The following is a 13,224-nucleotide window of genomic DNA, read 5'->3' on the forward strand; positions in this document are numbered from 1 at the left end:
CCGGTGTCGGACAGCGATTTGGCGTTGCTGGATCATCCGATCTGGAGTGCGCTGACGACGAGCCAGAAGCATCTCGCGGAGGGCGGCCCGCGCGCGCTGCGCTATCCCCTCGATATGACGCCGTTTGCCGACATGGTCGACATGTCTGCGGCCAGCTTTGCGGCGCTCGGTGATCTCCTGGCAGGCTCGCAGGTTGCCGCGCTGTTCACGCCGGAGCCGGTCGACGTTCCCGCCGGCTTCAAGGTCGTGCTCGCCGAGACCGGCGAGCAGATGATCGGCTCGCCGGCCGACAGCCCACTTCGCGATGCCGAAATCGTCACGCTCGGCGCGGCCGACGTCGCCGCCATGATGGCGCTGACGGAGCTGACCAAGCCGGGCCCATTCGCGTTGCGCACCCATGAGCTAGGCACGTTTCTCGGCATCCGCGTTGGTAGAGAATTGGTCGCGATGACGGGCGAGCGGATGAAGCCGGGAAAGTTCGTCGAGATGACGGCCGTCTGCGTGCATCCGGACTATCGTGGGCGCGGCTACGCGCAGGCGCTGCTCGCGGCGGTCGCGCGCCGGATCGAGGCGCGCGGCGAAATTCCGTTCCTGCACGTCTTCTCGAACAATACATCGGCGATCGCACTGTATCAGCGGCAGGGCATGCGCATCCGCCGCCGCCTGTATGTGACGGTGCTGGCGAAGCAGGGATGAGCTGCGCTATCCGGACGGGCTTCATATCCGGCCAATTCGCGCTATATCCTTTGCCAACCATAATTTGGGGAAACACATGGACGCCAGAACACCTGATTTTTCCGCCGCGCGGACGGCGATGCAGCGCTACGTCGATCAGGAGATCATTCCATGTGTGTCCTGGGCGGTGCTGCGGGGGCGCGATATCGTCGATCAGCACTGCGTCGGCTTCGCCGATCGCGAGGCAAAAGCCGCGCTGCGGCCCGACCACATTTTTCGCGCCTATTCCAACACCAAGATCTTCGTGACGTGCTCGATCATGCTGCTGGTCGAGGAGGGTCGCATCGGGCTTGATGATCCCGTCGAGAAATTCCTGCCGCAGCTCGGCAATCGCAAGGTGCTGAAGCAGGGTGCCTCGAGCCTTGCCGATGTCGAGCCGGCGAAGAGCCCGATCACGATCCGCCAGCTTCTGACCCACAGCTCGGGCCTCAGCTACGGCATTTTCGATCCCGGCACGGTGCTGTTCAAAGGCTATAACGAGGCGCGCGTGCTCAACCCGCTCACGCCGCTGACCGACATGATCGACAAGCTCGCCGATCTGCCGCTGTCCTATCATCCCGGTACGGGCTGGGAATACTCGGTCGCGACCGACGTGCTCGGCCGCGTGGTCGAGGTCGTCTCCGGCCACGCGCTCGACACCTTCCTCAAGGCGCGCATCTTCGATCGCCTCGGCATGGTCGATACCGGCTTCTCAGTGCCCGAGGCGCAGCAGGGCAGGCTGGTTGTGCTCTACACCGGCGCCGACGTGCTCGATCCGATGAAGCCGGGTCTGACGCGGGCCGACAATCTACCTTATCCGCAAGCCTATCGGCGGCCGTTTCCGCGGCTCTCGGGCGGCGGCGGTCTGGTGTCGACCTTGCCCGACATGCTCGCGCTGGTACGCGCGCTGCTACCCGGTTCGGATGCGCTGCTGAAGCCGGACACGCTGCGGCAGATGATGACCAACCAGTTGCCCGCGGGCCAGACCATCCGGTTTGCCAATCTCGGGCCGATTCCCGGCAAGGGCTTTGGTCTCGGCGGCGCCGTCACCTTTGCGCCGACGCCGTTCGATCCCCCGAATTCGACCGGCGAATTCCAGTGGGGTGGGCTTGCCGGCACCCATTGGTGGATTTGCCCGCAGGCCAACACCGCCGGCGTGCTGATGGCGCAGCGCCATATGGGCTTCTGGAATCCCTTCTTCTTCGAGTTCAAGCGCCTGGCCTATCAGGCGGTTGGAGGCTGATCGCGAAAAAATTGCCGGCGGCCGCGAATCCCTTCCGGCCTTCGCGCCCTCTTGATGGTCGAGGCATTTTGCTTCGGCTCATTTCGGAGGATGTGATGGCAATCTACAGGAAGAATATCGGCGGTCTGCATCAGGCGGTGCGGGTTGCGCTCGGAATTGCGGTTGCGGTTGCCGCATTCGTGTATCTCACCGGCGTCGCGGCGTGGCTGGTGGCGCTCGGGGGCGCAGGATTCGCACTGACGGGGCTCGTCGGCTATTGCCCGATGTGCGCGATGGCCGGGATCGGACGAGGAGGCGTGTCGTGAGTGCGGCGGCGATCTCGCTAGACCTGTTCGAGGCGGCACGGCTCGGCGATCCCCAGGCGATCGCGTCTCTGCTCGAGACGGCGCAGCCGGATATCCGCCGCTACGCACGCGCCACCTGCCGTAGCTCCGCGGATGCCGAGGATGCAACCCAGGAGGCGCTGTGGATCCTGTTCCGCCGTGTCGGCACGATCCGCTCGCTGGTCGCGCTTTCCGCGTGGCTGTTCAGCGTGGTCCGCCGCGAATGTCTGCGGCTCGCGCGCAAGGCGGGCTTCGCGCCATCGATCGACGACGGCGAGGCGGAGGCTCTGCTGCTGTCGCGATCCGAAGCCGATCTGCGGCTTGATGTGGCGGCTGCGTTTGAAGCGTTGCCAGCGCACTATCGCGATGTCGCGCTGATGCGCGACGTCAAGGAAATGACCATCGACGAAATCGCCGTCGCGCTCGGTGCGTCCAGGCAGACCGTGAAGGCGCGCCTGCATCGTGCCCGCGCCCTGATGCGCGAATATCTGACGAGGTGAGACATGACCGATTATCAAACGCCTGACGATCTGAAGTCTGTCCCCGCTTTCGTGGCGCTGGCGCCGGTCGAGGCCAACGCGTTCCTTGCGTTCAACCACGCGGTCGAGCGCAAGGACGGATTGATCCCGCCGAAATATCGCGAGCTGATCTCGCTCGCGGTCGCGCTCACCACGCAATGTGCCTATTGCCTCGACGTGCATACGGCGCAGGCAGCGAAGGCCGGTGCGACGCGGGAAGAAGTCGCCGAAGCGGCATTGATCGCCGCCGCCGTGCGCGCCGGCGGCACGCTCGGCCATGCGCTGCTGGCGCAGCGCTTGTTCGAGCGGCATCGCGGCGAGAGGGAAGCATAGATGTCTGGTCGACGTCGGGACGCATGATTTGCCAAGCTATCTCGGTCTCGATGGATTTCGCTTCGGCTGGGTAGCCGCCTGGATCGACGAGCGCGGCGATCATGGCTTCGACTATTCACCGGGCCTGAGGCGTTTGCTCGCGTTGCCACACGCGCGTGCGATGATCGACATGCCGATCGGATTGAATCCGAGCGGCTATCGCTTGTGCGACTTGCGCGCCCGCGAGCTGGTCGGCCCCGCCGTGTTTCTCGGCGCGCGCCGCGATCTCTGGACATTTCCCGACATGGCGGCAGCCAATCGCCACTATTGGGAGCGGGAAGGCGAGGGCAGGGGCGTGTCGGCGCAGCTCTGGAACATCAGGGACAAGATCAGGGACGTCGACGAGATCATGACGCCGGCGCGGCAGGCGACAATTGGCGAAGCGCATCCGGAATTGATTTTCTGGAATTTTGCAGGGCGAGTCCGTCTCCCGAAGAAGACGTCGGCGCAAGGTCGCGAGCAGCGCATCTCGTTGCTGGCGCAACGCGGCTTCACGCGCTTGGAGACATGGCTGACGCAGCGTCATGGCACCGGAATCGGCCGCGACGATCTCATCGATGCCTGTGCCTGCGCGGTCGCGGCCCGCGACAGCACAGAGTGTGTCGGCGGCGAAGAGATCGATCCGCGCGGACTGCGGATGGAGATCAATTATTGAGGTCGCAGCCTGGCGCGTCTCGATTCGGGATAAAGTGGTAATTTATTTGAGGCGTGCAGGAACTGTCGACGGTCGGCCCGCGTTCCCCGTGCGAACCGATGACGGAGAAGCTCGTGCGATGAAGGATGCTAGTCAGTTCGCGACCGCGATGCTCGCGCTCGTTTTCACCGGAGCGCTGCTGGTCACCGGGCAGCTTTTCATCGAGCAACGCGCGCACCGCGATATCGCGTACGCCGCCAAGCATCTGCTGCGGCCCTTGTAGTCCGGCTTCGATGCATGATCATTGCTCGGCCTTGCGCCGTTCGACGGCTCGCCTAGATTAGGCGGCATCTCACGAACGAAGCCGAGGTCCCGATGCCTGATCTGTCCGCCTTTCCCATCACCAAGCGCTGGCCTGCCAGGCATCCGGAACTGCTTCAGCTCTATTCGCTGCCGACGCCGAACGGCGTCAAGGTGTCGATCATGCTGGAGGAGATCGGTCTGCCTTACGAGGTCCACCTCGTGGACTTCGGCAAGGACGACCAGAAGACAGCGGAATTCCTCTCGCTCAATCCGAACGGCAAGATTCCGGCGATCCTCGATCCCAACGGTCCGGGCGGCCGGCCGCTTCCGCTGTTCGAGTCCGGGGCGATCCTGCAATACCTCGCCGAGAAGACCGGCAGGCTGCTGCCGGAGGACGCCGCGCGCCGCTACCAGGCCATCCAGTGGTTGCATTTCCAGATGGGCGGCATCGGGCCGATGTTCGGCCAGGTCGGCTTCTTCCACAAATTCGCCGGCAAGGATTTCGAGGACAAGCGGCCGCTCGACCGCTATGCCGGCGAGGCCAAGCGTTTGCTCGGCGTGATGGAGACGCATCTTTCCGGACGGCAGTGGTTCATGGATGACGACTACACCATCGCCGACATCTCCATGCTCGGCTGGGTACGCAATCTCATCGGCTTCTACGGCGCCGGCGATCTCGTCGAGTTCAGCCAGTTCAAGTCGGTCGGTGCCTGGCTCGAACGGGGGCTGGCGCGTCCTGCCGTGGAGCGCGGGCTGAACATTCCGAAGCGGCCGTAGATCAGGTCAGCGCCTTATGCGTCATGTAGAGCGCCATCACCGAGATGAGGGCGATCATGACCCTGTGCAGCACCGCTTTGCTGACGCCATTGGCCGCGCGTGCGCCGAGATCGGTGCCGATCCAGAGGCCGGCGAGAATCCCGATGATGGCCGGCCAGCCGACCATGAGCCCCTTGCTCCAGTAGATCCAGGCCGCCGGAATGTTGGTCGGGATGACCGAGAAGATGAGGCTGACGAGTTGCGCCTGGTGCTGCGGGACGCGTAGGCCCGCGGCGAGGCCGACGGTGATCGCGAGCCCGCCGCCGATGCCCATGAAGCCGGAGGAAAACCCGGCAAGCGCGCCGATGAGGAGCAGGGGGAGCCAAGGCAGTTCGTCCCGGTCAACGGTCGCGTGGCTCCCGTCCTTGCGGTCACGGCGCAGGATCAGAAGGGCGATCAGCGCGACGAGATAGACGACGTAGGTCCATTGCAGCACCGAGTCGGAGACCGCCGCCGCGGCGTAGCCGCCGCCCGCACCGCCGACGAGAAATCCGAGGCCGATCCAGGCGATCCATTGCAGCGGGCTGCGATTGCCGCCCTGCCAGTAGCGGCGTACGCCGGCGAGGCCAGTGGGCGGAACCTGCGTGATCAGCGACGTCCCCTGGGCGACATGCTGCTCCGCGCCGAGCAGCAGCACGGTGAAGATGACGAGCCCGCCGCCCGGGCTCGTTCCCATGAAGCCCGATGTCAGCCCGCCGACGAGACCGACGCCGATGCCTGCGAGGAGATCGTGGATCCAGGACATCGCTTACGTCCTGGTTCGCCGCTTGATGTCGGGTCTGGTCGTGCGAAATCCTTCGATCACGCCGCGGACGGCCATCATGCAGGCCTCGATGTCAAAATCCTCGCCCCAGCATTTCTGCAGCACGAAGCCCTGGAAGATCGCGATGAGCACGCGCGCGATCGCATCGGCGCCGAGGTCGCGCTTGATCAGGCCGTCATGCTGGCCGCGCTCGACCAGCGCCACGATCAGCGCGCGCGGCATGTCGATGCCTTCGACGACGCTGGTGCGGACGCGGCGGTTGCGCAGGGCCTCCGCCCAGCCATGGATGCCGACGCGACGCCGCGCTTCGCCGGCGGGATCGGTGAGCCATTGCGCGTAGACGCGGATCAGCGCGTGAAGTCCTTCGATCGGATCGCCCGATCCCTGCGCCACCGAGTTGAGCACGGCCTCGCGACGATGCCGGTCGTCGGCGAGCGCCTCGATCAAATCGTCCTTGCTCTGGAAGTAGAGATAGACCGCGCCATGGCTCAAGCCCGACCGTTTGACGATGTCGGCCATGCCGGTCTGGTGGAAGCCTTGCTCGGCGAAGCAGGCGAGGGCCGCTTCGAGGATCTGCTGCCGCCTTCCTTCGCGTTGCTTGTCGCTGATCTTGGGCATTTTGGCCGTCCATAAATAACTGACAGATCGGTCGTTTTGACCATTTGCCTGATACGGCTCCTACAAAGCCGGGCGTTAATAAAAAACGATCAGTCAGTCATTTTTATTATCAAAGGCGATTCTGGTCAAGTCCTGACGGTCAGGGAACAGGAGGATCAAACCATTGCCGGGGGGCTGTGGCGGAGGTGATGGCGACCCGGCCGGCAATCGCGCGGCTAGAACAGCCGTCCGCCGTTCGGCACAGGCTTGCTCGGCTGCACCAGCACGACCTTGCCCTCGGCATCGGGGAAGCCGAGCGTCAACACCTCCGAGACAACCGGGCCGATCTGGCGCGGCGGGAAGTTGACGACGGCCGCGACCTGCTGCCCCACCAGCGTCTCGAGCGGATGATTTTCGGTGATCTGGGCCGAGCTCTTGCGCACGCCGATCGCAGGGCCGAAGTCGATCCACAGCCGCCAGGCCGGCTTGCGCGCCTCCGGGAACGGTTTTGCATCGACGATGGTGCCGACGCGGATATCGACCGCGAGAAAGGTGTTGAAGTCGATGGTTGGCGACACGGCCGCGGCGGGATCGTGAGTGACGTGCATTGATGTGTCCGTTCGGAGAGCGAGGTTCGTTCGCAATGTTGTCGCGCGAACCGGAGTTTCGTACAACGCTGCAGTCATCCAACGACGCATGCGCGAGGAAGGTCTTGCCCAACATCATCTACGGTATCAAGAACTGCGACACCATGAAGAAGGCGCGTGCCTGGCTCGACGCCCATGGCGTGGCCTACGGGTTCCACGACTACAAGGCGGCGGGCGTCGAGAAGGACAAGCTGAAGCAGTGGAGCGACAAGACTGGCTGGGAGACGCTGCTCAATCGCGCCGGCACGACCTTCAAGAAGCTGCCGGATTCCGACAAGGAAGGCCTCACCGAGAAGAAGGCGCTGGCGCTGATGCTAGCGCAACCATCGATGATCAAGCGGCCGGTGCTCGAACTCGGCGGCAAGCTTCTGGTCGGCTTCAAGCCGGACATCTATGCCAAGGAAGTCAAGGCCAAGTAGGTCGGCGCCAAATCGCGCTAAGCGCTAGTTCAGTTCGACGATCTCGGTGGTGACGCCGGGCTGGTCGGCGAACTCGACGACGTCGGCCGCAGCGATCCGGCCGGGAGCGCGATGGAAGAGATCGCGGTCGATCACCGCGCGCAGTTTCGGGCGCGGCAGCGCGTCATTTCCGCGCATCAGATTCTTGATCTCGAAGCCGCCGTCCTCGCAGAACGTCTTGAGCGAGGCGATGACGTGGCAGACCTTGCCGTCGGTCTGGAACGGCAGCAGCAGCCGTTCATAGGCAACTACGCGGCCATAGACGTCGTCGACGTCGGCCACGCTGTAGACCGGAAGGCCGCGCGCCACGCATTCATGATAGATCGGCATCACGAAGGGTGCGAGGCGCGGCCCGATATAGTCGTCGAGCAGAACGCCCTTGCCGGTATGTCCATAGGCGCGCGAGATGCGCGTACCTTCGCTCTGGATGATGAGGCGCGGCACCGGTGCAGAAATGTCCACCGTATAATAGATCAGATCGGACAGCTCTTCCTCGAGCCGCGCGGGCTGATACTCCCAGATCGCCGGCACCATCTGCCCGCGCGCATAAAGTCGCAGCCACGTGTTCAGGAGATCACGCTGCCTGATCGACTTGACGACGGAAGAAGCGGCGCTCGCGAAATCCAAGGCAAACTCCAAGACAATATTCCCGACGCATAAAACCCGCGCATGATCCATGCGGCGGGAAAATTTTCTATGAAGGCTGGCGCGCGGGATGAAAGACCGTTAACGACGGCTTGATGACCGGTGCCTTGCGAACCGGGAGGCCGGGCAGGCGACATCAAAACACGTCCGACTAAGGGAGCATAAGCCTCCCGGCCGGAGACCTGATCTGCTCAGCTTTCCACCTTGCCTAACCCCCGTCACCTCCGGCATATTCCGCGCCCGGAGGCGACGTTCCGGGACAGGCTCCAAGGCCCCCGGAAAGCCGAAGTAGCTAAGGACAGCCACGCGTATTGTGCGGGCAGGGGGAAATCTGTTTGGCCGATGAGTTCATTCTCGAAACGGAAGGCTTGACCAAGGAGTTCGCGGGCTTCTTCGCCGTCCGCGACGTTGCGCTCAAGGTTCGCCGTGGGAGCATTCACGCGTTGATCGGCCCGAACGGGGCGGGCAAGACAACGTGCTTCAATCTTTTGACCAAGTTCCTCAAACCGTCCGCCGGCAAAATTCTGTACAAGGGGCAGGACATCACGGCGATGGCGCCGGCCGACGTGGCACGCCTGGGACTGGTGCGATCATTCCAGATCTCGGCGGTATTTCCGCATCTCACCGCGCTGGAAAACGTTCGCGTCGCACTCCAGCGCCAGCACGGCAGCTCCTTCGATTTCTGGCGCTCCAAGTCCGTGCTCAACCGCTTCAACGATCGCGCGCGTGAACTGTTGAACGATGTCGGCCTCAGCGAGTTTGCCAATACGCCCGCGGTCGAGATGCCCTATGGACGCAAGCGCGCACTGGAGATCGCAACCACGCTCGCGCTCGACCCGGAGATGATGCTGCTGGACGAGCCGATGGCGGGCATGGGCCACGAGGACATCGACAAGATCGCGGCGCTGATCAAGCGCATCTCGGCGAAATATACCATCCTGATGGTCGAGCATAATCTGAGCGTCGTCGCCAATCTCTCCGACATCATCACCGTGCTGACCCGTGGGCAGGTGCTGGCGCAAGGCCACTACAGCGAGCTCACCAAGGACGAGCGCGTCAAGGAAGCCTATCTGGGAGCCGGTCATGCCTGAGACTGCAATCGCGGACGCTCCCGCAAAAGCCGCAACCGGCGGCAACATCCTCCAGGTCCGCAACCTGGAAGCATGGTACGGCGAGTCCCACATCCTGCACGGGATCAATTTCGACGTGAACGCGGGCGAGGTGGTCACCCTGCTCGGCCGCAACGGCGCCGGCAAGACGACGACGCTGAAGTCGATCATGGGCATCATCGGCAAGCGGACCGGCTCGGTGAAGTTCAACAATCAGGAGATCATCCGCGCGACCTCCGACAAGATCGCGCGGATGGGCATCGCGTTCTGCCCGGAGGAACGCGGCATTTTCTCCAGTCTCGATGTGCGGGAGAATTTGTTGCTGCCGCCGGTGGTTCGCCCGGGCGGATTGCCGCTCGAGCAGATCTTCGATCTGTTTCCGAATCTGAAAGAACGTCTCAACAGCCAGGGCACCAAGCTGTCCGGCGGTGAGCAGCAGATGCTCGCGATCGCGCGCATCCTGCGAACCGGCGCGAGCTTCCTGATGCTGGACGAGCCGACCGAAGGTCTTGCGCCTGTCATCATCCAGCAGATCGGCCACACCATTGCGCGGCTCAAGAAGGAGGGTTTTACCATCCTCCTGGTCGAGCAGAACTTCCGGTTCGCATCCACCGTCGCCGACCGCTATTACGTGGTCGAACACGGCAAGATCATTGACGGATTTTCCAACGCGGAGCTTGCCGCCAACATGGACAAGCTCCACACCTATCTCGGCGTCTAAGACGGCCAAGCGTCAAACGGCCACGAGAAAATTCACGAGGGAAGTAGCATGAAAAAGTCGATTGCGTCGTTTCTGCTCGGCACGGCGTTGGCCGTCACAACGGCTGGCGTAGCCTTTGCGCAGGACAAGTCCGTCAAGATCGGTGCGCTGTCCGATCAGTCCGGCCTCTATGCCGACCTCGGCGGTCCCGGCTCGACGCTCGCCGCCCAGATGGCCGTCGATGATTCCGGCCTTGCGGCGAAGGGCTGGAAGATCGACATCATCTCCGGCGATCACCAGAATAAGCCCGACATCGGCACCGCGATCGCGCGGCAGTGGTTCGACGTCGAGAAAGTCGACGTCATCGTCGACGTGCCGAACTCCGGCGTGGCGCTTGCCGTCAACAACGTCGTCAAGGAAAAGAACGGCGTCTACATCAACTCGGGCGCGGCGACCTCGGATCTGACCAACGCGCAGTGCTCGCCCAATACCGTGCACTGGACCTACGACACCTACATGCTGGCCCACACCACGGGCCAGGCTCTGGTGAAGGCCGGTGGCGACAGCTGGTTCTTCCTGACCGCGGACTACGCCTTCGGTGCGGCGCTCGAGCGCGATACCACGGCCGTGGTCACCGCCAACGGCGGCAAGGTCGTCGGCGGCGTCAAGCATCCGCTCAACACGCCGGACTTCTCGTCCTTCCTGCTTCAGGCGCAGGCGTCCAAGGCCAAGATCATCGGCCTCGCCAACGCCGGCGGTGACACCACCAACTCGATCAAGCAGGCGGCCGAGTTCGGCATCGTCAAGGGCGGCCAGAAGCTCGCGGCGTTGCTGCTATTCCTCACCGACGTCAAGGCGATCGGGCTTGAGACCGCGCAGGGCCTCAACTTCACCGAGACCTTCTACTGGGACATGAACGACCAGACCCGGGCGTTCTCCAAGCGCTTCGCCGCGAAGATGAAGAACAATGCCCCGCCCACCATGGTGCAGGCCGGCGTCTATGCGGGCGTACGTCACTATCTCAAGACGCTGGAAACGCTCGGCGGCAATCCCCATGACGGCGTCAAGGTCGTCGAGAAGATGAAGTCGATTCCGACCGAGGACGACCTGTTCGGCAAGGGCGAGATCCAGCCGAACGGCCGCACCATCCACAATGCCTATCTGTTCGAGGTGAAGAAGCCCTCGGAGTCCAAGGGGCCGTGGGACTTCTACAAGCTGGTCGGCACCGTGTCGGGTGACCAGGCTTTCACGCCGCTCTCCGAGAGCAAGTGCGCGCTCTTGAAGAAGTAAGATGACCGCCCGCAGGCCATCAGGCCTGCGGGCGATTTTCAGGGAACGCCGAAGGGACCGGGTGCGGGATCGATGCAGGCTCTTTACGCTCAGCTACTGGTGGGATTGATCAACGGCTCGTTCTACGCGCTGCTCAGTCTCGGGCTTGCCGTGATCTTCGGCATGCTCAACATCATCAATTTCGCCCACGGCGCGCTCTACATGATGGGCGCGTTCGTTGCCTATTTCCTGCTGAGCCTCGGCGGCATCAACTACTGGTGGGCGCTGCTGATCGCGCCTGTTATCGTCGGCATCTTCGGCATGATCCTGGAACGGACCATGCTGCAATGGCTGACCGGGCTCGACCACCTCTACGGTCTGCTCCTGACCTTCGGCATCGCGCTGATCGTGCAGGGTGTGTTCCAGAACTATTTCGGCTCCTCCGGTCTGCCTTATGCCATTCCGGACCAGCTCAAGGGCGGCATGAATCTCGGCTTCATGTTCCTGCCGATCTATCGCGGCTGGGTCGTCATCTTCTCGCTGGTGGTATGTATCGCCACCTGGTTCCTGATCGAGAAGACCCGGCTCGGTGCCTACCTGCGCGCCGCCACTGAAAATCCGACACTGGTCCGCGCCTTCGGCATCAACGTGCCGCGCATGATCACGCTGACCTACGGTCTTGGCGTTGGCCTTGCGGCGCTCGCGGGCGTGCTCTCGGCACCGATCAACCAGGTGCGGCCGTTGATGGGCGCCGACCTCATCATCGTCGTGTTCGCGGTGGTCGTGATCGGCGGCATGGGATCGATCATGGGCTCCATCATCACCGGCTTTGCGCTCGGTGTGATCGAGGGCCTGACCAAGTATTTCTACCCCGAGGCCTCCAACACCGTCGTGTTCGTGCTGATGGTGCTGGTGCTCTTGGTGAAGCCAACGGGATTGACGGGAAGGGCGGCCTGATATGACAGCCTTGACGGACGACACGCTGCCGGTGACCCCGCGCGCCATTCGAGACGAGATGATCGTATTCGTCATGATGGCATTGCTGCTGGCCGCAGTGCCATTCAGCGGCATCTACCCGTTCTTCGTGATGCAGGCGCTGTGCTTCGCGCTGCTTGCCTGTGCTTTCAACCTCCTGATCGGCTATGGCGGCTTGCTCTCGTTCGGCCACGCGATGTTCCTCGGCACGGCGGGCTACTGCAGCGCGCATGCACTGAAGGTGTGGGCGCTGCCGCCGGAGCTCGGCATCCTCGTCGGAATCGTCGCGGCTTTCGGGCTCTCGCTCATCACCGGCTACATCTCGATCCGCCGCCAGGGCATCTACTTCTCGATGATCACGCTGGCGCTGTCGCAGCTGCTTTACTTCATCTACCTCCAGGCGCCATTCACCCATGGTGAGGACGGCATCCAAGGCATTCCGCAGGGGCGCATGTTCGGCGTGTTCGATCTCTCGAAGCCGACGGTGCTTTATTATGTCGTGCTGGTCGGCTTCCTCGCCGGCTTCCTGCTGATCTACCGCATCATCAACTCGCCGTTCGGCGAGGTGCTGAAGGCGATCCGCGAGAACGAGCCGCGCGCGATCTCGCTCGGATACCGGACCGACCAGTACAAGTTCCTGGCGTTCGTCCTGTCGGGCACGCTGGCCGGCTTCGCCGGTTCGCTGAAAGTGTTCGTGGCGCAGAACGCCTCGCTCACCGATGTGCACTGGTCGATGTCGGGCGAGGTCGTGCTGATGACGCTGGTCGGCGGTCTCGGCACCATTTTCGGTCCCGTGGTCGGCGCCTTCGCGATCATCGCCATGCAGCAATATCTGGCCGGCTTCGGCCAGTGGGTGACGGTGATCCAGGGCTCGATCTTCGTGGTCTGCGTGCTCACCTTCCGTCGCGGGGTCATCGGCGAAATCGCCCATTACTTCCGGCGTTCACTATAAGCTTTTGATATTGCACCAATTTCATTGGCGCCGGAATCCGGTGGATGATCCGACTCCGCGGGCGTGAGATGACACGCGCGCGGAGCGGAAATGGTCTATGACAGTTTTGTGACGGCCAGTTCGGGCCGGGCCATTTCCAACCGGTAACCTATCCCCATGATGCGATGGTTTCGCGCTTTCCTTCCC

At 63.2% G+C, this 13,224-nt stretch carries 18 protein-coding genes; 14 read left to right on the top strand and 4 right to left on the bottom strand.

Annotated features, from left to right (window positions below):
* Positions 1–3 precede the first annotated feature (3 nt).
* The 8 genes from OWC48_RS24260 to OWC48_RS24295 all read left to right on the top strand — a co-directional run bounded on the left by OWC48_RS24260 (position 4) and on the right by OWC48_RS24295 (position 4,884).
* Positions 4–696, top strand: a complete 693-nt coding sequence (locus OWC48_RS24260; protein ID WP_282522204.1) for a GNAT family N-acetyltransferase — start codon at positions 4–6, stop codon at positions 694–696.
* 76 nt (positions 697–772) lie between these two features.
* Complete coding sequence (locus tag OWC48_RS24265) at positions 773–1,957, top strand: serine hydrolase (RefSeq protein WP_282522205.1); 1,185 nt, start codon at positions 773–775, stop codon at positions 1,955–1,957.
* A gap of 95 nt (positions 1,958–2,052) precedes the next feature.
* Entirely contained in the window at positions 2,053–2,262 is a 210-nt protein-coding gene (locus OWC48_RS24270) for a DUF2892 domain-containing protein (protein ID WP_282522206.1), read from the top strand.
* Positions 2,259–2,780 carry a sigma-70 family RNA polymerase sigma factor gene (locus OWC48_RS24275; RefSeq protein ID WP_282522207.1) on the top strand — a complete coding sequence of 174 codons (522 nt, stop codon included), beginning with the start codon at positions 2,259–2,261 and terminating at the stop codon, positions 2,778–2,780. The genes OWC48_RS24270 and OWC48_RS24275 overlap by 4 nt, the downstream gene beginning before the upstream one ends.
* 3 nt (positions 2,781–2,783) lie before the next feature.
* The gene (locus OWC48_RS24280; RefSeq protein ID WP_282522208.1) at positions 2,784–3,131 is read left to right on the top strand and encodes a carboxymuconolactone decarboxylase family protein; all 348 of its coding nucleotides are present in this window, start codon (positions 2,784–2,786) and stop codon (positions 3,129–3,131) included.
* 28 nt (positions 3,132–3,159) lie between these two features.
* On the top strand, positions 3,160–3,825 hold the full coding sequence (locus tag OWC48_RS24285) for a DUF429 domain-containing protein (RefSeq protein ID WP_282522209.1): 666 nt from the start codon (positions 3,160–3,162) through the stop codon (positions 3,823–3,825).
* Between the two features lie 118 nt (positions 3,826–3,943).
* Complete coding sequence (locus OWC48_RS24290; RefSeq protein WP_282522210.1) at positions 3,944–4,087, top strand: hypothetical protein; 144 nt, start codon at positions 3,944–3,946, stop codon at positions 4,085–4,087.
* A gap of 92 nt (positions 4,088–4,179) precedes the next feature.
* Positions 4,180–4,884 carry a glutathione S-transferase family protein gene (locus tag OWC48_RS24295; RefSeq protein WP_282522211.1) on the top strand — a complete coding sequence of 235 codons (705 nt, stop codon included), beginning with the start codon at positions 4,180–4,182 and terminating at the stop codon, positions 4,882–4,884.
* A 1-nt stretch (position 4,885) separates the two neighbouring features.
* Here OWC48_RS24295 and OWC48_RS24300 read toward each other — a convergent pair whose 3' ends face one another.
* The 3 genes from OWC48_RS24300 to OWC48_RS24310 all read right to left on the bottom strand — a co-directional run bounded on the left by OWC48_RS24300 (position 4,886) and on the right by OWC48_RS24310 (position 6,891).
* Positions 4,886–5,668: a sulfite exporter TauE/SafE family protein gene (locus tag OWC48_RS24300; protein ID WP_282522212.1), complete on the bottom strand. Its 783-nt coding sequence runs from the start codon at positions 5,666–5,668 to the stop codon at positions 4,886–4,888.
* 3 nt (positions 5,669–5,671) lie between these two features.
* Positions 5,672–6,304, bottom strand: a complete 633-nt coding sequence (locus OWC48_RS24305; protein WP_282522213.1) for a TetR/AcrR family transcriptional regulator — start codon at positions 6,302–6,304, stop codon at positions 5,672–5,674.
* Positions 6,305–6,519: 215 nt separating this feature from the next.
* Positions 6,520–6,891: a tRNA-binding protein gene (locus OWC48_RS24310; protein WP_282522214.1), complete on the bottom strand. Its 372-nt coding sequence runs from the start codon at positions 6,889–6,891 to the stop codon at positions 6,520–6,522.
* Positions 6,892–6,995: 104 nt separating this feature from the next.
* On the opposite strand from OWC48_RS24310, the gene OWC48_RS24315 reads away from it, so the two are divergent.
* Positions 6,996–7,349 carry an ArsC family reductase gene (locus OWC48_RS24315; RefSeq protein WP_282522215.1) on the top strand — a complete coding sequence of 118 codons (354 nt, stop codon included), beginning with the start codon at positions 6,996–6,998 and terminating at the stop codon, positions 7,347–7,349.
* A gap of 24 nt (positions 7,350–7,373) precedes the next feature.
* On the opposite strand, the gene OWC48_RS24320 is transcribed toward OWC48_RS24315, so the two are convergent.
* On the bottom strand, positions 7,374–8,066 hold the full coding sequence (locus tag OWC48_RS24320; RefSeq protein ID WP_282522216.1) for a hypothetical protein: 693 nt from the start codon (positions 8,064–8,066) through the stop codon (positions 7,374–7,376).
* Between the two features lie 302 nt (positions 8,067–8,368).
* Between OWC48_RS24320 and OWC48_RS24325 the strand changes: the two genes are divergently transcribed.
* The 5 genes from OWC48_RS24325 (at position 8,369) to OWC48_RS24345 (ending at position 13,038) form a co-directional block, all read left to right on the top strand.
* A complete protein-coding gene (locus OWC48_RS24325; protein ID WP_014495850.1) occupies positions 8,369–9,124 on the top strand; it encodes an ABC transporter ATP-binding protein in 756 nt (251 codons plus the stop codon).
* Positions 9,117–9,863 (top strand): ABC transporter ATP-binding protein, encoded by a 747-nt coding sequence (locus OWC48_RS24330; protein WP_282522217.1) that lies wholly within the window; start codon positions 9,117–9,119, stop codon positions 9,861–9,863. The genes OWC48_RS24325 and OWC48_RS24330 overlap by 8 nt, the downstream gene beginning before the upstream one ends.
* 48 nt (positions 9,864–9,911) lie before the next feature.
* Positions 9,912–11,132: an ABC transporter substrate-binding protein gene (locus OWC48_RS24335; RefSeq protein WP_282522218.1), complete on the top strand. Its 1,221-nt coding sequence runs from the start codon at positions 9,912–9,914 to the stop codon at positions 11,130–11,132.
* Positions 11,133–11,204: 72 nt separating this feature from the next.
* Complete coding sequence (locus OWC48_RS24340) at positions 11,205–12,068, top strand: branched-chain amino acid ABC transporter permease (protein ID WP_282522219.1); 864 nt, start codon at positions 11,205–11,207, stop codon at positions 12,066–12,068.
* Between the two features lies 1 nt (position 12,069).
* Entirely contained in the window at positions 12,070–13,038 is a 969-nt protein-coding gene (locus OWC48_RS24345; RefSeq protein ID WP_282522220.1) for a branched-chain amino acid ABC transporter permease, read from the top strand.
* Positions 13,039–13,224 lie beyond the last annotated feature (186 nt).

The organism is Bradyrhizobium sp. Arg816, assembly GCF_029989365.1.
Classification (GTDB): domain Bacteria; phylum Pseudomonadota; class Alphaproteobacteria; order Rhizobiales; family Xanthobacteraceae; genus Bradyrhizobium.